The 18,715-nt window shown below is 55.8% G+C and carries 17 protein-coding genes and 2 pseudogenes; 9 read left to right on the forward strand and 10 right to left on the reverse strand.

The window, feature by feature from the left end; genetic code table 11:
* Nucleotides 1-428 precede the first annotated feature (428 nt).
* The 9 genes from AC2FNB_RS06550 to AC2FNB_RS06590 all read left to right on the forward strand — a co-directional run bounded on the left by AC2FNB_RS06550 (nt 429) and on the right by AC2FNB_RS06590 (nt 9,863).
* Nucleotides 429-2,876: a GcvT family protein gene (locus tag AC2FNB_RS06550; RefSeq protein WP_496745223.1), complete on the forward strand. Its 2,448-nt coding sequence runs from the start codon at nt 429-431 to the stop codon at nt 2,874-2,876.
* A 511-nt stretch (nt 2,877-3,387) separates the two neighbouring features.
* Nucleotides 3,388-3,801 carry a ferredoxin-type protein NapF gene (napF, locus tag AC2FNB_RS06555; RefSeq protein ID WP_496745279.1) on the forward strand — a complete coding sequence of 138 codons (414 nt, stop codon included), beginning with the start codon at nt 3,388-3,390 and terminating at the stop codon, nt 3,799-3,801.
* Nucleotides 3,798-4,061: a chaperone NapD gene (locus AC2FNB_RS06560; RefSeq protein ID WP_480750833.1), complete on the forward strand. Its 264-nt coding sequence runs from the start codon at nt 3,798-3,800 to the stop codon at nt 4,059-4,061. The genes napF and AC2FNB_RS06560 overlap by 4 nt, the downstream gene beginning before the upstream one ends.
* A gap of 19 nt (nt 4,062-4,080) precedes the next feature.
* Nucleotides 4,081-6,582, forward strand: a complete 2,502-nt coding sequence (gene napA / locus AC2FNB_RS06565) for a nitrate reductase catalytic subunit NapA (RefSeq protein WP_496745224.1) — start codon at nt 4,081-4,083, stop codon at nt 6,580-6,582.
* Between the two features lie 37 nt (nt 6,583-6,619).
* Nucleotides 6,620-7,486, forward strand: coding sequence for a ferredoxin-type protein NapG (gene napG, locus AC2FNB_RS06570; RefSeq protein WP_496745225.1), 867 nt, complete (start codon nt 6,620-6,622; stop codon nt 7,484-7,486).
* A complete protein-coding gene (gene napH / locus AC2FNB_RS06575) occupies nt 7,483-8,409 on the forward strand; it encodes a quinol dehydrogenase ferredoxin subunit NapH (protein WP_496745226.1) in 927 nt (308 codons plus the stop codon). Before napG ends, napH begins: the two co-directional genes overlap by 4 nt.
* Nucleotides 8,410-8,429: 20 nt before the next feature.
* On the forward strand, nt 8,430-8,861 hold the full coding sequence (locus tag AC2FNB_RS06580) for a nitrate reductase cytochrome c-type subunit (protein WP_480750829.1): 432 nt from the start codon (nt 8,430-8,432) through the stop codon (nt 8,859-8,861).
* Between the two features lie 29 nt (nt 8,862-8,890).
* A complete protein-coding gene (locus AC2FNB_RS06585; RefSeq protein WP_480750828.1) occupies nt 8,891-9,592 on the forward strand; it encodes a NapC/NirT family cytochrome c in 702 nt (233 codons plus the stop codon).
* A 13-nt stretch (nt 9,593-9,605) separates the two neighbouring features.
* Nucleotides 9,606-9,863 (forward strand): hypothetical protein, encoded by a 258-nt coding sequence (locus tag AC2FNB_RS06590; RefSeq protein ID WP_480750827.1) that lies wholly within the window; start codon nt 9,606-9,608, stop codon nt 9,861-9,863.
* 57 nt (nt 9,864-9,920) lie between these two features.
* On the opposite strand, the pseudogene AC2FNB_RS06595 reads toward AC2FNB_RS06590, so the two are convergent.
* From AC2FNB_RS06595 to AC2FNB_RS06640, 10 genes and pseudogenes are all read right to left on the reverse strand, one after another.
* Nucleotides 9,921-10,672: pseudogene (locus AC2FNB_RS06595) on the reverse strand (IS6 family transposase).
* A gap of 74 nt (nt 10,673-10,746) precedes the next feature.
* Nucleotides 10,747-11,787 (reverse strand): ABC transporter ATP-binding protein, encoded by a 1,041-nt coding sequence (locus tag AC2FNB_RS06600; protein ID WP_496745229.1) that lies wholly within the window; start codon nt 11,785-11,787, stop codon nt 10,747-10,749.
* The gene (locus AC2FNB_RS06605) at nt 11,787-12,572 is read right to left on the reverse strand and encodes an ABC transporter permease (protein ID WP_480750825.1); all 786 of its coding nucleotides are present in this window, start codon (nt 12,570-12,572) and stop codon (nt 11,787-11,789) included. Before AC2FNB_RS06605 ends, AC2FNB_RS06600 begins: the two co-directional genes overlap by 1 nt.
* Nucleotides 12,569-13,432, reverse strand: coding sequence for an ABC transporter permease (locus AC2FNB_RS06610; protein ID WP_480750824.1), 864 nt, complete (start codon nt 13,430-13,432; stop codon nt 12,569-12,571). Before AC2FNB_RS06610 ends, AC2FNB_RS06605 begins: the two co-directional genes overlap by 4 nt.
* A 29-nt stretch (nt 13,433-13,461) precedes the next feature.
* The gene (locus tag AC2FNB_RS06615; protein WP_496745232.1) at nt 13,462-14,496 is read right to left on the reverse strand and encodes an ABC transporter substrate-binding protein; all 1,035 of its coding nucleotides are present in this window, start codon (nt 14,494-14,496) and stop codon (nt 13,462-13,464) included.
* A 39-nt stretch (nt 14,497-14,535) separates the two neighbouring features.
* Entirely contained in the window at nt 14,536-15,468 is a 933-nt protein-coding gene (locus AC2FNB_RS06620; RefSeq protein WP_496745234.1) for a PfkB family carbohydrate kinase, read from the reverse strand.
* Entirely contained in the window at nt 15,465-16,505 is a 1,041-nt protein-coding gene (locus AC2FNB_RS06625) for an ADP-ribosylglycohydrolase family protein (protein ID WP_496745280.1), read from the reverse strand. The genes AC2FNB_RS06620 and AC2FNB_RS06625 overlap by 4 nt, the downstream gene beginning before the upstream one ends.
* 9 nt (nt 16,506-16,514) lie before the next feature.
* The gene (locus AC2FNB_RS06630; RefSeq protein ID WP_496745235.1) at nt 16,515-17,252 is read right to left on the reverse strand and encodes a GntR family transcriptional regulator; all 738 of its coding nucleotides are present in this window, start codon (nt 17,250-17,252) and stop codon (nt 16,515-16,517) included.
* Between the two features lie 114 nt (nt 17,253-17,366).
* Nucleotides 17,367-17,799, reverse strand: a pseudogene (locus AC2FNB_RS06635) (transposase); the annotation flags it as partial.
* 77 nt (nt 17,800-17,876) lie between these two features.
* Complete coding sequence (locus AC2FNB_RS06640; RefSeq protein WP_496745237.1) at nt 17,877-18,689, reverse strand: glycosyltransferase family 32 protein; 813 nt, start codon at nt 18,687-18,689, stop codon at nt 17,877-17,879.
* Nucleotides 18,690-18,715: the final 26 nt, after the last annotated feature.

Here is an 18,715-nt window from a genome sequence, read left to right on the forward strand (position 1 = left end):
GCTTGGTTCCGGGTTTCTGTCTCATCTCCACTCCTTGATGGTTACGATGAGCCAGAAACCCTCCCTTATCAAATCAACCTAAACTGTCCCATTGGCGCTGACGTCAAACACACTGCTGAGATGGCAGCCTGATGGCTGCGAGACAACATTTTGCGCATCGCATCAAATAACTTGGCAATACCCCATCGACGATATCACGAGAGCCCACAAAACCTAACCCCGACCGATGTCTACTTCGGGCGCGACCAGACCCTCGCTTAGCTCAGGCCGCCATCTGTCCCAAAATCCCTGGCGACGGACAGTTTTGTCCAATCCATGCCGGCTCGTAACTCACTATTTTCGGCATACTTATTCCATAAATCCTGTTTTGTAGTCGAGAGTATTTGGCGGATATTTGTTAGTAAACTTAGAAGTACTGGAGATAACTTGTGCAAAGCCATGCTCGTGTGGTTGTTATTGGAGGAGGTGTCGGTGGACTGTCGGCGCTTTACCACCTTTGTCTGGAAGGTTGGACCGATACTGTCTTGCTGGAACGAAACGAGTTGACCAGCGGCACAACGTGGCATTCGGCGGCGCAATGTCCCAGCGTGGCGTTCAACCAGCTGCTGCTGCTCCTGCGAGACTACACAATCAAGCTTTATAAGGAACTGGCTGACGATCCGGCATATCCAATCAACTATCACCATGGAACAGGTGGTATGCGCCTCCTGACCAACCCAACTCATGTGGATGAAGTGCTTCACATCATGTCGGTGGCCAAGGGGCTGGGTATTGAATTTGATCTGCTGGATGCGGCTGAAGCAAAGCGGCGCAATCCTTTGCTGAACACTGATGGTGTCCTTGCTGCGATGTGGGATGAACGCGACGGCGACATCGACCCGGCGCAGCTGTGTCAAGCCATGGCGGCCCGGTCGCGAAAGGCGGGCGCAATGATTCACCGCAACGCCCCCGTAACTGCCTTGAAACAAAAGCCTAACGGTGAATGGTTAGTGACAACAGGCAAGGGCACGATCACCGCCGAGCATATCGTGGTTGCTGCGGGTTATCGCGCCAATGAGGTCGGTGCATTGATGGGGATCGCGTATCCAGTCATTGCGATGGAGCACATGTACTTCGTCACCGAAGACATCCCTGAACTGGTTGAGCGCGAGACGCGCGTCCCTATGGTGCGCTGTCCGCGTGACACTTTTTATATGCGACAAGAAAAGAATGGCCTTCTTGTCGGAATCTATGAACATGACTGTAAGACATTCGGGATGGACGGAATTGATCCTGATTTCGTCAATGCGCTTTGCCCGGATGATCTGGATCGTCTCTTGCCGAAGATGGAGCCGATTTTTGACCGCCTTCCGTGTTTGAAAGATGTTGGCATAAAGTCGGTGGTGAACGGGCCAATCACCTATGCCTCGGATGCAGGGCCACTGGTCGGAAAGCAACCAGGCCTCCGAAATTGCTGGTCGATGAACGGACTGCGCGTGGGCATTGGCGAAGGCGGTGGCTATGGCAAAATGCTCGCACAGATGATGGTGCACGGGGAAACGGAATGGGATACTTGGCAACTCGACCCGCGCCGTCTCACTAGTTTTGCCAACACTGAGTTTACTGCGCTGAAATCCATCGAGGATTACCAGCACGAATTCCGCTGGCATCTGCCGCACGAGCATCGCCCGGCCGGTCGCCCGGCCAAGGCGTCACCACTTTATCCGGTGCTGAAGGCCAAAGGTGCGGAATTTGGTGTCGTAAATGGCTGGGAGCGGGCAGAGTTCTATAAACAGGACCCAGCTTTCAAAACTTCATACGGTTATTCTTTTCAGAACTGGCACGATATTGTGGGGCGTGAAATCGAGGCGCTATGTACCAACGTCGGACTGGCAGAGCTTTCAGGTTTCAACCACTACCGCATCACTGGAGCCGGCGCGCTGGATTGGTTGAGTAGTCTGACCTGCTCCAGGGTTTCAGAAAAGATCGGAAAGGCCAGTTTGTGTTACTTCCTGACATCAAAGGGCAATATCGCAGGCGAGGCCACGATTGTACCTTTGTCAGATGGGAGCGTGTTTTATGGTTCTGCTGCCGCGGCTGAGTATCACGATATGGATTGGTTGACCGAACGTTTGCCCAAAGCATCAGATATTTGTATCGAGAGTCGCACCAACACGCACACAATGATTGTGATTGCTGGCCCAAAAGCCCGTGATTTGTTGGCTGTAGCGTCGCCGCGCACAAAATGGGGTCAAGCCGATTTTCCGTGGTTAAGCGCGCAGCGTGTCTTTATCGGATATATCGAGGCTTTGGCCATCGCGATCAGCTATTCGGGAGAGCAAGCGTTCGAATTGCATATCCCCAACACGCAACTCTACCCCGCGTATGATATTCTGACCAGAGTCGGTGCAGCATTCGGCCTGTCGCATTTCGGTATGTTTGCAATTGACTCGATGCGACTGGAAAAAGGTCATGGCCATTGGAAGGGTGACTTTATCACCGAATTCAATCCGATTGAGGCGGCGCTGCATCGTTTTGTCGACTTGTCCAAGGATTTCCCCGGAAAGTCCGGGCTTCTTGAGCAGATGAGTATCGGAAATCGCAAAGTACGGGTCATGCTTGAAATCCACGATGACAACGGACCAGCACAACCGGGTGAAGGCGTATTTGTGAATGGCGCGCCAATCGGGTCGATTACTTCATCCGCGTGGGGCTACCGCACTGGCAGAAACCTCGCCATGGCCTACGTTGACCCGGCATATGCAGGCGTGCTTACGGAAGTGGAAGTGTTGCTTTCGGGTGAAGTCACCAAGGCAATCGTAGGTCCGCTTTGCCAGTTTGATCCCGAAAACGCGCGGCCAAAAGGGAACAGTCAAATTGTCAATTTGCACTATTGACGGGGTACCGTAGACTAAATGCCCATTCCGAATTTGTGTGCCAACACGCGGCATCACCACATGTCGGACTGCGTCCCTCTGCAAGCGCAATCGATTCTTACCTGCCTCGCCGGGGAACGCTCCTCCAGATCGGCAGCGCTGAAAAGAAAACTGTTCGCCGCGTCCATACCGCGCGTCATCATCGCCACTGTAACCGTGTCGAAAGGGAATTATGTTCTCAACACAACGTCGACACGGGACTATTTCAGTGGCCATTCACTTGCTGACTTGCCGGACGTTGATCGCCAAAGCCCCGTAGTAAATCCTCGTCGGCCTTCGTACAAAGATTGCGACACACCCCAATCAGTTGATCTCGGTCAAAGTTTGGCACATGCTGGCAGAGTAAGAGACGATTGCAGAGCCAATCTGGCGCGAGCCGAAGACAATGACCAGCCACGCGACGAGACGCAATTTTCTGCGCGGAAGTATGAACTCCGCGCCTGTTCCGCGCCCTTTTGGCGCTGGGGCCGATATGGCGTTTTTGGAGGCGTGTACGCGCTGCGGCAATTGCGCGGCGGTTTGTCCACAAGCGATTATCACAGCAGGTGAAAACGGGTTTCCCGTTGTTGACGTCAGCCGCAGGTCCTGCACGTTTTGCGGCGAGTGCGTCGATGCCTGCAAACCGGGTGCACTTAAACCGGATATGGAGTGGCCATGGCGGGTCGCGATATCCGACACCTGCTTGTCGCTGAACCGCGTGAATTGCCGTATATGCCAGGATCATTGCGAACTATCCGCGATCCGGTTCCAGCTACGTGTCGGCGGCAGCGCCGAGCCGCTGATCGACGATGCGTCCTGTACAGGATGCGGCGCTTGCGTCTCGGCGTGCCCGGCTGACGCAATTTCGCTTGTCCATTCTCAAACCGGCCAGGAGAACCGCCAATGACAAACATCTGCGGCTGCCTTGTGCATACCATGCCAGCCATGACCCGAAGCGTCATTGAAGCAATCGATGCGACTGAAGGGGGCGAGGTGCATGCGCATGAAGACGGACGTGTGGTGGTCACCATCGAGGATACCGAAACCCAACGGGCCTCGGATCAGATCATGGCCCTGCACCAAATTCCCGGCGTGTTGAATGTCACGCTGACTTATCACCATTTTGAAGAGCTTGAATCTGACAGCGCTTCACAGACCCAACACTGAACACTGGGAGACCATATCGATGACCGCTTCCGCATCCCGCCGTGCGTTTTTGAAAACAAGTGCTGCCCTTGCCACCGCTTCGGCGGCTGGCATTACCCTGCCGGAAAAGGCAGCGGCGCAACTTCCGAGCCCGGATATCCGCTGGGACAAGGCCGCTTGCCGTTTTTGTGGGACAGGTTGTTCCGTTCTGGTTGGCGTCAAAGATGGCCGCGTGGTCGCAACTCAAGGAGATCCCGAAGCACCGGTGAACCGCGGCCTCAACTGTATCAAGGGTTATTTCCTGTCCAAGATCATGTATGGGCAGGACCGCTTGACCACGCCGCTTTTGCGCAAATCTAACGGTGTGTTCGACAAGGAAGGCGAGTTTGAGCCTGTGAGCTGGGACGAAGCTTTCGACATTATGGCCGAGAAGTGGAAAGAGGCACTAGCCAAGAAAGGGCCGACCAGTGTCGGCATGTTCGGTTCCGGACAGTGGACGGTTTGGGAAGGATATGCCGCCGCCAAGTTCATGAAAGCCGGCCTGCGTTCGAACAACATTGACCCGAACGCGCGTCACTGCATGGCATCCGCAGTGGCAGGTTTCATGCGTACATTTGGCATTGACGAGCCGATGGGCTGTTATGACGATCTTGAGCACGCCGATACCTTCGTGCTTTGGGGATCGAACATGGCCGAGATGCACCCGATCCTGTGGTCGCGTTTGACCGACACCCGCCTTACCAAACCGGGCTGTCAGGTTCACGTCTTGTCGACATTCGAACACCGGTCGTTCGAGCTGGCCGACAACGGCATGATTTTTGCACCGCAAACCGACCTGGCGATCCTGAACTATATCGCCAACTACATCATCCAGAACGGCGCGGTGAACGAAGAATTCGTCAAGAACCACGTCAACATTACCAAAACAGCAACCGATATCGGTTATGGCCTGCGCCCAACACATGAACTGGAACAGGCCGCGGCGAACCCGTCACATGAAGGCAAGCACGGTGCGCTTACGCCAATCAGTTTCGAGGAATATGCCGAAGCCGTCAGCGAATACACCGTGGAAAGAGTTTCGGAATTGTCGGGAGTCCCAGCAGGAAAGCTGGAGCAATTGGCGCAACAATACGCTGATCCGAACCGCAAGGTGATGAGCTTGTGGACCATGGGCTTCAACCAGCACACTCGCGGGTCGTGGGTGAACTCCCTGATGTACAACGTGCACCTTCTGGTCGGAAAAATCTCCGAGCCAGGCAACTCCCCCTTCTCGTTGACCGGTCAACCTTCGGCTTGTGGCACAGCGCGTGAAGTCGGAACCTTTGCCCACCGCCTGCCCGCGGACATGGTGGTCATGAACGAAAAGCACCGCGACATCGCTGAGGCCAAGTGGGGCCTGCCCAAAGGCACTATTCCGGAAAAGCCGGGCTATCACGCCGTGTTGCAGCATCGCATGCTCAAGGACGGGGAACTGAACGCCTATTGGGTACAATGCACAAACAACATGCAGGCCGCCCCCAACATGCTGGAAGAAGGGCTGCCGGGCTACCGTAACCCGGACAACTTCATAGTCGTTTCCGATCCTTATCCGACCGTCACAGCGCTTGCCGCCGACCTGATCCTGCCGACTGCGATGTGGGTGGAAAAGGAAGGCGCCTATGGCAACGCTGAGCGCCGGACCCAGTTCTGGCGCCAGCAGGTGGATGCACCGGGTGAGGCACGTTCGGACGTCTGGCAGGTCATGGAATTCTCAAAACGCTTCAAGGTCGAAGAAGTGTGGCCGGAAGAGTTGGTGACGGCGAAGCCCGAGTATCGCGGCAAGACCTTGTATGAAATCCTGTACGAGAATGGCAAGGTCAACAAATATCCGCTGACAGAAACCGCCGAAGGTTTCAACAACGACGAGTCCAAGCATTTTGGTTTCTACGTGCAGAAAGGTCTGTTCGAAGAATACGCCGATTTCGGCCGCGGCAAGGCGCATGACCTCGCTGATTTTGACACATACCACCAGGCTCGCGGTCTGCGCTGGCCTGTGGTGGATGGAAAGGAAACACTCTATCGCTTCCGCGAGGGGTATGACCCCTATGTCGAAAAGGGCAAGGGCGTTCAATTCTACGGCAAGCCGGACGGCAAGGCGAACATCATCTTCGCGCCTTACGAGCCTGCAGCGGAAATGCCGGATGAAGAATTCGACCTATGGCTCGTGACCGGTCGCGTGCTGGAGCATTGGCACTCCGGTTCGATGACCCGCCGGGTGCCGGAACTGCACCGGTCGTTCCCATCGGCGGTGGTGTATATGCACCCTGACGATGCCAAGGATCGCGGCTTGCGGCGTGGGCAGGAGATCACCATCTCGTCCCGCCGTGGCGATATGCAAAGCCGGGTCGAAACCCGTGGTCGCAACAAGCCGCCGCGCGGGGTCGTGTTCGTTCCGTGGTTCGACGAAGGCCAGTTGATCAACAAGTTGACGCTGGACGCCACTTGCCCGATCTCGAAGGAGACCGATTTCAAAAAATGTGCCTGCAAGGTGGAGCGCGCATAAGCGCTCCGTCTAACGACCGAAAGCAAGGGACAGGGTCATGCCCGCCAATTCCAACCGTCAACTCAGGTCTGTGGACCGGCGCCGCTTTTTGCAGGATGCTGCCCGTGCGACTGCGGGTTGCGCGGTGTGTGGGCTTGGCCTGACCTATCTGGCTACGGACGCCGGCGCGCTTCCGGCACAGGCGCTGCGCCCGCCCGGCGCTTTGGCAGAGAAAGACTTCCTGGCCGCGTGTATCCGTTGTGGTTTATGTGTCCGGGACTGTCCCTATGACACGCTGAAACTAGCCGAACTTGGCGTCGACGGGGCCGCGACAGGTACTCCATTTTTTATTGCCCGCGATGTGCCCTGCGAGATGTGTGAAGACATTCCCTGTGTTGCCGCCTGCCCGACAGGTGCGCTCGACAAGGAACTCGCCGATATTGACGACGCGGATATGGGCCTTGCTGTTCTGATCGACACAGAACGGTGCCTGAATGCGTTGGGTCTGCGCTGTGATGTTTGCTATCGCGTCTGTCCCGTGATCGATAAGGCGATCACGCTGGAGGTTCGACACAACGAGCGATCCGGGCATCACGCCATTTTCATGCCGGTTGTCCACTCGGACGCGTGCACGGGCTGCGGAAAATGCGAAAAAGCCTGTGTGCTACCGGAAGAAGCGGCGATCAAGGTATTGCCGCGTCGGTTGGCAACCGCTGAATCTGCCGAACACTACAGACTGGGTTGGGAAGAACAAAATCCGCTGGTCGATGACCTGATCGACCTACCGGACCGCCTGCCGGGGCCAGGCACCGACAACCTTGTGGCGCCGGGCGGCTATCTGTCCGAACCGATCCCAGACCCCAGCATGGAAGGCGGGTTCAAACCCAGTTTTTCAATTCCGGGCGCCGAGGGGGCAGGGCAATGAGCGAAAGAACTCAAAGCCCCGTTGGCCACGAGGCCATAGCCGAAAAAGGCTGGTTGAACGCGCACAAATACCTTCTATTGCGGCGAACGGCACAGTTTTTCTTCCTGTATATCTTTTTGATGGGGCCATGGTTCGGCATCTGGTGGGTAAAGGGAAACCTCGCAAGTTCGCTGACCTTTGATGTGTTGCCGCTAACCGACCCGTTCGTGACCGTCCAGTCGATGCTCGCATTTCACTGGCCCGAGGCAACTGCACTGGTCGGCGCGCTAGTTGTCGGCACCGTTTATGCACTGATCGGTGGCCGCGTCTATTGCAGTTGGGTGTGCCCGATCAATCCTGTGACCGACGCCGCGCATTGGTTGCATGATCGCCTTGGGCTTCAAAAGGGCTGGCAGCCCAAGCGAAGCACGAAATACTATGTGCTCGCCATGGTGCTTGCGGTGTCGCTCGCCACCGGCACGATTGCATGGGAATTGGTAAATCCAGTCTCGATGCTGCATCGCGGTCTTATCTTTGGCATAGGATTTGCCTGGGCATTCGTCATTGCGGTTTTTGTCTTTGACCTGATCGTGTCCCGCCGCGGATGGTGTGGTCACCTTTGTCCCGTCGGTGCATTTTATGGGCTGCTGGGAGCGCAATCATTGTTGCGGGTATCAGCACTAAACCGTGCCGCATGCGACGATTGCATGGACTGTTTTGCCGTGTGTCCTGAAATGCAGGTTATCACGCCCGCTCTGAGAGGAGATGAAGATTCGACCCCTCTGATCCTCAGCCCGGATTGCACGAATTGCGGTCGCTGCATCGATGTCTGCGCGCCCGACGTCTTTCAATTCACCCATCGCTTCGACCCCAGGCCAAGCCCGGCCCGTCCAAAGCGGCGCAACCAGAAACACAACCCATCCGAGGCCGGTCGCGCGGCCTAAGCAAGAAACGGAGAAACTCAATGAAAACCTTAGCACTTACAAGCGCCCTCGCGGTCGCAGCCCTCGTTGGAAGTCTCGGATATGCTCTGGCACAGTCGGTCGACACATTGCGCGGCGCCGATGTCAACGAACCGGTTCCACTTGATCAGGTCCATCGCAATGTCGAAGGGCGCATTCAGCGCAACTATCGCCAGCAACCGCCGTTGATCCCGCACTCGGTTGAGCAATACCAGATCGACCTACGCACCAACCAATGTCTAGCCTGTCATGACTGGACCAAGGCTGGCGAACGAAACGCCCCAACCTTGTCGATGACCCATTATCTGGACCGCGAGGGCAACGAGTTGGATCGGATTGCAGGCACACGCTACTTCTGCAACCAGTGTCATGTGCCGCAAGCAGATGCTCCGGCGTTGGTTGACAATGTCTTTCAGCCGTCCTCAGACAACTAATCCAACGCAAGATTGAAAGGAGCACTGAAATGGCAGACTCCCCTGAAAAACGCGGTTGGATCCGCCGTCTATGGAACGGGTTCTGGACACCGGCCGTCATGTTCAGCTCGGGCTTTCTGATCCTTGCCGGCTTTTTGGCAGGTATCTTGTTCTGGGGCGGCTTTCACTGGACGCTGGAACTGACCAATACCGAGGAATTCTGTACGTCGTGTCACACGATGGAAACCAACCTGGGCGAATATCGCGAGACGGTCCACTACAACAACCACTCCGGTGTGCGCGCAATTTGCTCGGACTGCCATGTGCCGGACGAGTGGAGCCACAAGATCAAGGCTAAAGTCATGGCGGTCAAAGACGTCTATCACGAATTGGCCGGAACGATAAGCACGCCCGAAAAATACGAAGATCACCGTTTGAGCATGGCGTCTGCCGTGTGGAAGAAGATGAAGGCGTCGGACAGCCGGGAATGCCGGAACTGCCATGACTTCGACTATATGGATTTCACCATCCAGGAAACCCGCGCCGCCTCGGAACACCAACGCGCAATCGACAACAGCATGACTTGCATCGACTGCCACCAAGGCATCGCTCACAATCTTCCGCCCGGCTATCTTGAGGAGTACCAGAAGGTTACTGAAGTTTTGAACTCGGAAACTGGCGGATTGATCCATCAACAAGCTTCGGCGGAAAGCGACCAGATCAAGTCATATCTGGACACGCGGACAGACTGAGAAGGGGCGAGACATGTTAGAAATTTTGGGAGACATCGGTAGCAATATCCTCAGCTTGCCGGGCGTTCTGGGCCTGGCGCTGGGGATGATGACCCGACAACTTTGGTTAGGTGCTGTCATGGGTGGCGTTGTTGGTATTGCCGAGACGCTGGTTTTTGCAGGTTTCCAGTTTTCTCGTGTTGATACCGTCGATCTGGGGATCGCAATTGTCGTCGGTATTTGCGCCGGGAGCCTGGGCACAGTCATTCGCTTGAAAGGAGCTACCGCCTGATCGGATGGTATTGCCAAGTTATTGACCTAAGCATGTAAGGTATTGGCGAAGGCAGGTTCAGGCTGTCATTTCCGCAGTGCAATCGTTCCAGAGGTTGAAGGCGTCGGAACGAGCGTGGCGGTATGAGTTTGCGTTGAGTTGATATCGGCGGGGACGGAAGATCAGGTTGATTTGGTCATGCGCGGACAGAAATCTCTGAGCCTGCAGGTGAGACTTGAACTTGCCGAATAGCTTCTCTCTTTTGCGGGTTGGTCAGTGCGAGACTTCGATCGCGTTGTTGAGACCTTTGTGGGTACGATGGTCAGCGTCCGGCGCCAGTGTTTTCATCGGTTTGATATAGCTGCATAGTTTATCCATTGTCCGGCAGTGCATTGCGAATGCAATGTCACGAGAGGGGGGATGACGACTCTGGGTTCGCCGAATTTGGCAACCAGCCCTCTGAAGAAGCGCTTTGCAGCTTTGGCATTTCGGCGAGTTTGCACGAGAATGTCGAGCACGTCGCCATTGGCGGCGATCGCATGCCACAACCAGTGCTTCTTGCCACGGATCATGATCACGACTTCGTCCATGTGCCACTTGTCATTCGGCTGTGGACGATCCCGCTTGATGCAATCTGCAAAGTGTAGACCAAAGCGATTGACCCACAGCCGAACTGCTTCCCGGCTGACGATAACGCCCCGCGCAGCCAACAGACCCTCGACGTCAGCTGTGCTCAACGCAAAGCGATGGTAAGCCCAAGCCGCATAAGCAATGATCTCACGATGAAAACGAAAGCCTCTAAGGCATGGCATGATCGGTGGGATGTTCATTAGCGCGACATAGCTGGATCACTCAGCCTGTACAACTTGGCAATACCCTTAGTTTACATCAGTTCACTGAACCCCTAACCGGGAACGACAATTGTCTTCTCGGGGTCCCAGCTCAGCCAGACCTGAGCCTCCTCCTTGAGTTCGGGAATATCCTGATCGCGGGCGATTATTTTGAATACCTGCCCTCCGCATCGCGCAATGCAGGTTGCCATCGCCCCGGCAAAGATCCGACGTTCCAGAATTGCCGGTATCTTTGACAGGTTGTCCCCTTGTGGTTCGTCCACCAGAATGCTCATGTTTTCGGGACGAACGGCCAAAGTGGCATTTGCTGCAGTTCCGGGCGGCAATTTGATGTCCGCTCCTTCCACTCTAAAAATCCCCTTACCATCTTTCGAAAGAAAATTCGCCTCTCCCAAGAACTCAGCGGTGAACACATCCGTTGGATTGCTGTAAACCTCGCGCGGAGCGCCGGCCTGGATCATCTCTCCCTGCCGAAGGATGCCGATCTTGTCGGATAGGGTCAGCGCCTCTTCCTGATCATGGGTCACGAATATGGTGGTGATGCCGATTTCGCGCTGAATACGCTTCAGTTCGATCTGCATGTCGATGCGCAGCGACTTGTCCAGCGCCGATAAGGGTTCGTCGAGCAGTAGAACCTTGGGGTTTGTCACTATGGCACGGGCCAGTGCGACCCGCTGGCGCTGGCCACCGGACAGCTGATGCGGTTTGCGGTCTCCGTGCTGGCCCAGCTGAACCAAATCCAGCGCTTCGCCAACGCGCCGGCGTTCCTCGATCGCACCGACTTTGCGCACACGCAGCCCGAACCCGACATTGTCTGCGACGGTCATATTGGGAAACAGGGCATAATTCTGGAACATCATGCCGATATCGCGTTTTTCAACCGGAATATGTTCGACCGATGTATCGCCGATACGGATCGATCCGGCGTCAGTGAAGATGAAACCGGCAATGGCGCGCAGCAGCGTGGTCTTGCCGCTGCCCGATGGCCCGAGCAGTGCAAAAAAGCCGCCATTAGGGAAATCCATCGTTACATCGTTCAGCGCTTTGAGCGGTCCGAATGACTTGGTGACATTCTGGACAGAAACCTCGGCCATCAGCGTTCTCCTCCGAAGTTTGAGAACCGCGCGGCAAACAGCATCACGGCCATGGAAACAACAATAATGATTGTGGAAATCGCGTTGATCTCTGGTGTGAATCCCTTGCGGATCGACGTGTAGATCAGCACCGGTAGCGTGCTGTCACCCGGTTCTGACAGGAAATACGAGACGACAAACTGGTCAAAACTGACGGCAAAAGCGAACAACGCGCCTGCGATCACGCCGGAAGAAATCCATGGTAAAGTCACGCGGCGCGTCACCGTCCAGGCGTCGGCGCCCATCGACCGCGCAGCTTCCTCCAGCGTGGCATCAAATGTGGCCAATCGAGCACTGACGACAACAATGACGTAGGGCAGGGCAAGCGCTACATGGCCGATAATGACGGAAGGGGTGCCGCGTCCGAGACCAACGCCAAAAAAGAAGATCAGCATCGCCGTTCCGGTGATCAGCCACGGAATGGCGATGGGTGGAAACAGCATGACCTGCAAGAACCGCTTGCCCCGGAAGTCGAACCGGAACAGGGCAACAGATGCAGCGGTGCCCAGAATTGTCGCGACAACCGTGGTCACAAGCGCGATCAGCACTGACCGAGCTGCGGCATCGATAATCTGACCATTGCCAGACAAATCCTCGTACCACCTGAGCGAGAACTCGAACGGTAGTTGATAATAAGGTGAGGCATTGAAGGACATGATCGCCATGACGATGATTGGCGCATAGAGGAAAAACAGGATCAGCCCCAGCCAGACCTTCCCCAAAACTGTCAGAAATCGGCCACTCATGTTTGTGCCCTTTTCAGAACCGGGCTTGCCAAGGCAAGGATCAACAGCACCACGGCAAGCAGGATGAAGGAAAGAGCGGCCCCAAGCGGCCAGTTGAACACAGCCACGAATTGATCTTCAATCACCGTACCGAAATAGGTGCCAACCCGACCGCCCAGAATGCGGGGTTCCATGAACGAGCCAACCACCGGAACAAAGATCAGCACCGCTCCGGCCATCAACCCGGGAAGAGACAGTGGCAGAATGATGCGCCAAAGGATGGTCAGTTTGCCCGCGCCCATGGATCGGGCAGCGTCAATCAGAGTGTCGTCAATGGCCTGAAGCGCCAGATACGAAGTCAGAATAACATAGGGCAGATAGGAATGAACCAGCCCGATCACGATGGCCGGGGTCGAAAACATCAAGTTTACATCCACTTCGAAGGGAAGAACAGCATTCAGGCCCAGATCCAGCACACCGTTGCCGCGTAACACAATGGCCCAGGAAAAGATGCGCACGAGCGAGTTGGACCAGAACGGCAGAATGACCAGCAGAAACAGCGCCTCGCGCGACCGGCCCTTGATCGCCTTGGCTAAGACATAGGCGCAGGGAAACCCGACCAGCACAGAAATCGCGGTCACCGTCAGACCAAGCCTAAGCGACTTCCATAACAGCGTGGCATAAGTCGAAGTTTGAAAAAAGGCCTGGTAGTTTTCCGTCGTATGGAACCACTCTCCATCACCAAACGGTACATCGGATAGGAAACTGAAATAGAGCATGGCTGACAGTGGCAAGAAGATAGCCACCGTCAGCCAAAGATATGCAGGGGAGAGCAGGCTGAAGATCTTCAGTCGTTCCTGTTTGGCAAGAACATCGGACATCCAGAAACACTCCCCTGAGAGTTGGCAGTTTATTGGGCGGCCTTTAGACCTTGCCACAGTTCAAGGTATTTCTCGCGAGTCTCATCCGAGACCGGGCGCTGGAACTGAACGCGGGCAACAACTTCGGGGTCTCCGAGAACCTGTTTGTTGAAGGCGTCATCGGGCAGAGCCGCAGCCGCTTTGGCATTGGCCGATGCAGGAGCACCATCAACGGCCCATTTCACGTAGAACTCTGGGTCGATCATCCAGTTGATAAAGGCATGCGCTGCCTCTTTCTTGTTGGACGAGTTGGGAACAGACAGTCCGTCCAGCCAGCCGATTGCCCCTTCTTTTGGCACGATGAACTGCACCGGCAGACCGGCAGCCATCGATCGGCTGGCCGATCCGGACCAGAAAGTCGCCACATCCAAATCACCGGCGGCCATGAACTGGTTCCAGTCGTTCTCGGATCCCCAATAGGTTTTTATCTGTGGCATCAACTCGGCAAGCTTGGCCTCGACGGCATCCAAATCGGCAATGTTGTTGATGTCCTGACCAGTGGCAATAGCGGCGAATTGCACCGCCTCCAGCGCATCGTCGCGGATCGAGACTTTGCCCTCATGCGCCTTGTCCCAGAATACTTCGATCGAGTCCGGCAACTCATCAAACTCGCCGGTATTGACAGCAAAGGATGTCAGACCCCAGGTCCATGGAACTCCATGCAGTGCCCCACCGGCATTCAGGTCCTGGTTGCCGCTCAGGTTTTCAGGTACGTCCGCAAGATTTTCGACCAGTGCAACATCGACAGGCCCGATCAGACCTTCTTCTTGCGCCTGCGGTGTAAATGCCGCGTTGATCAGCACGACATCATAAGCGCCGGGGTTGGTGCGCAGCTTGGTCAGCATTTCCTGTTCCGAGTTGAAATACTCGTGCACAACAGTGTGACCGCTGGCATCGGTGAATGCCTCGACCGCCCAATCCAGATCGGTGCCATAGCCCTGCCAGTTCAGAACCCGAATTTCATCGGCGATGGCGGCACTACCAACAAAGACGGCGGTTGTAGCCAATAAGATATGTTTGTTCATTTTGACCTCCCAGTCATTCGCAATTGAGAATTCTCTCGATCAACAGGCCTCTTTTTTATTCAGCGCCTCGGCAACCACCACACTGCTGGGTGTTGTTGCCGGGCCTTTTTGTGTCGCTGAAATAGCCGCCGCCACATTCGCATATCTGGCGGCTTGTGAGGGCGTGTCGCCAAGAGACAAGCGGGCGATGAAGCTGCCTATATGGGCGTCTCCAGCACCATTTGTGTCGACAACCCGGACGCGGTAGGGCAGGACATGTTCCACGGTGTCACCGGTGGCGATAAGGCACCCTTCGGATCCGTTTCGCACCACGCAACCGCCGTCTGCCGGGCGTGATTTCGCAATGGAAAGGGCGGCTTCGGTCGGATCACCCAAGCCGGTCAGAATCGCGGCCTCGCGGGCATTTGTGCTGACCCAATACGCCCGGTCCAAAGCCGCGTCGCGAATTTCGCGTGGGATCGACGCCACGACCGGGGACGGATCAAACACCAGGTTTGGAATAATGGCTTCCGTCAGAAGCCAATGATGCAGGGCCGCACGCGAACCCGCATAATGAAGGGCGTAGCCCGATAGCAACGTCCACCCGTACTCGGCAAATCCAATCTGTTCCAGGTCCTCGGTGGTCACGTGCCCCTCGGCCCCATCGCTTGCGACAAAGGTGCGTTCGCCCTCACTGTCGATCAGGACGCTGCAACAGCCTTGATCCCTCGTCAGATCCTGGCTGCGCAAGAACGGAATGCCTTCGGCGTTCAGCCCTTCGCGGACTAACTGCGCAAAAGGTCCCGAACCGATGGTTCCGCCATAACACACCATCATGCCCGTGCGCTTTGCGGCAACCATGGCATTGAAGCCACCGCCGGGTTTGATCGAAAAGCCGCGTACGATCGCCTCTTCGCCCGCGGCAGGGACATGATCGATCTCGTAGAGAAGATCGGCGACAACACCTGACATTTGCAATAGCCGGTTTGTCATTGGACCATCTCCGCATTTTCGAACGCCGAGCCATCGCAATTGGCACGCAGCGACAACAAATCTCGCGCAATTTGTTCCAGCGGCAACTCGTTTGCCGCAAATACCGTTTCGATGGCGAATTGCGTGATCCTGCTTTGCCCGACACAGGCACCTGCCATTGCCCCGGCAATCGCACCGATCGTATCGGTGTCATCTCCGATATTCGCGGCAATTTTCGCAGTTTCCCATGGGTCACAATTTGCCAGCAAAACCACACCGAATGCTGCCGCCACAGATTCGTGTGAGGCAACGGACGTTCCAATACGCTCGGCGAAGGCCTCGGACGAAAGTCCATCCTTTGCTGCTTCCAGTGCCAAAGCGATCTTTTCGGCCATGGCGTTTTCACCAACTGCATATCCGCGCCTTTGACCCGCTTCGGCGGCGCGTAACGCCGGCGCTATGGCCCGGTCAAATGACATCCCGTCGATGCCGCAACTGATGACTGTTGCAACGGCCGCAGCGGCGGCAATTGCTTCGCCAGTGTTATGGGTCATTCGGCAGGCAAGTTCGACACGATCCAGAAAGGTGGCTTCAGGTGCAATACGTGTTGCAATACCGACTGGTGCAATGCGCATCGACGCGCCATTGGTGGTCCCATTGCGCCCGGTCTCGTCAGCAGAGGCGCCTGAAATGATTGCGTCGAGTGCAGCCTTGGACGACGGCCCCAGCAAATCGCGCAACCCTCGTTTGCGAACATCGGCTTCCCATGCGAGGAGGTCGTTGGCCCAACGGTGTTCGTCTAGTTGACCACCATCCTCAATCAGTCTGAGTGCCAGCAACAACGCCTGTTCGGTGTCGTCTGTAACCTGCGCTGCTTTGAGCCCGTGCGAGACCGGGTGATCCGGGAACGGAGCAATAAAAGTTGAGATCACACCGTAGTGACGAAGAATATCCGCACGGCTCAGTGTCTGAGACGGCATGCCCATCGCGTCACCAATCGCCATCCCGGCCAAAGCCCCACAAGCGCGATCGTACTGAATGTCAGAGCTTACCGGCATTGTTGTCAACTAGAACTCCATGTGCAGACCGAACATCACTGGGTCCAATATGCTTTCGACAAATTCAATGATCGACCCGTCTGCGGCTCGTGTCAGTCGGCGTAAGTGCAGCATTGGCTCACCTGGATTACGCCCCATGACTCGGGCATCCATATCGGAAAGTGCGGGCAATACTCCGGCCCATTCGTCCCCGCCCGCAACCACTAGTCCTTTGGATCTAAGCAATTCAGTCAACGACCCGTTCTTAAGCCCGGTATCCAAAACATGCGAGAAACTGTCCCGCCATGGAATCCGGCTGCGCTCCAGCGACACGCCCTGTCTTGTATGGACCTGGTACCTCAATCGGTCGACGACCAGAAAATCCGAACCCGCTTCGACGGGCGCATCGGGGATGTCCATGGATCCACGGTCCAGCACCAGAACGCGAGTTTCCAGGTGAATATCTCCCGACGCAAGAGCAACGCTCCACCCGGAACGATCATCAATTGTCTTGCCGCCGAAGGTAACGAAGGACCCGATACCGCTCTTGGTGGTGATCAGGCCTTTATTGCTGAGAATTTCCAGGCTCTTGCGAATCGTATTCCGACTGACCGAAAATCTCTTCACAAGTGCGCTTTCGCTGGCCAGCGGATCACCCCGACTGAGCGCACCAGATCTGATATCCGTTTCCAGACGATGGGCAATCTTGACCGACTTGGATGCGCCGATCAGAGATATCCCTGTGTCATCATGTTCAAACCTGTTCATACCTGTACTCTAGCGTGGCTCTTTTGTGCTAGTCAACAAAAAGTCGTGCAGTCCTCTGACTGGCGTTGTTGCGTAACTCGCGTTTGAGGTGTGAAGACCCGTACCCCGCCGACGTCATGCCACGCGTTTGATCTCGGCGATTCTGAGGGCGTTGAAGCGGTTCATGAGGGCGATGAGGATGCGGATTTCTGCGGTCTGGCGGTTTGGGTCTCTTGCCGCGATGCGCTCGCCGAAGGCCTTCAGGCGGCGCATCCTCGCCTCGATCCTGCTGCGGACATGGTATCCGGTCCAGCGCTTCCAGAATGCCCGCCCGTAATGTAGCGTTGCGCGCAGGTTTTTTGTTTCTGGCAATTGCCGCAGGACAGTCTTCCTTAAGCAAGCGCCCGTTCTTGCGGATCGGAAAGATTCGAACAGCGTCGCGCTCGATGATGGCGTTGTGGCATCGGCGTGTGTCGCAGGCGCCATCAGCAGTCACTGTGCCGATCGGCTCATTCGGAGGGATCAGGCTGAGCAGATCAGGTAGTACTGGGTTGTCGCCGTCGCGGCTAGAGTTCACATGCTGAAACGGCGATGTCTGAGTTACTCCTAGATGATTGGACAATTTCTGGGGCTGACGTGACCTCCTCACCCACCTAGAGTTTGTTTCGGATCGATCCCGACCTCGCGGCACATGCGCCAAGCGTAAGAGTTCTTGAGTGGCGCGTGTTTGCGCCACCAGGGTTTGGTGCCATTTGTGTAAAGATGAACGGAAACGGTATCTTCCGTGAACCACCCTTCGACTCTACCATGCGGATCGTAGAAGATATCGTTCAGTTGAAACGGCACAGGATACAACACATCTGGCGTCATTGCCCGATCAAAGTCGCCGGTTTGTTTTGCGTAATGCGTAAATGCCTGTGGACCAAATGCCGTGCGTTCGGTTTTGTAAATGCGAACAGCCAAGGGATCTTGACCCTTTTGCCGGTCCATCTTCTTGCGCTGGCTCTGTCCCCACCAAGCAGGATAATCTGGCAAGTTCTCGTAATAGTCCAAAAGTTGGTCGATCAACTCGCACTCTTGCGGCAATCCGACAACCCCGCAGTTCAGCGCACCGCGCATCCCATGACCGGCAAAGATCCACTCCCATTCGTCCGGAAAAGGTTTGTGGCAGTAAGCGTCGCAGTCGATCCAGATGGCGCCTGTCTTTTTGATCATCTTGTAGCGGAAGACGTTCGAAAGAAATGACGCGGACGTCGCTTCGACCACCGACATATCGATATCCATAATCTCGGAAGCGGACCTGATCTCGACACCTTCGGGTGCATTGACTACGTCTTCGGTGCAATACAGAGTCACCGGATGGCCGTGACGCAAGTGTGATTTCAGGCATAACTGATTGAGATAGTGAAGGCTCTCTCCGATCCACAGAGAGGCAACGGGGCGGCGAGTTTCGGACAAGTCTGCTTCCTCGATAGAATTTGCCG

This window comes from Ruegeria sp. BHSB058, from assembly GCF_059613285.1.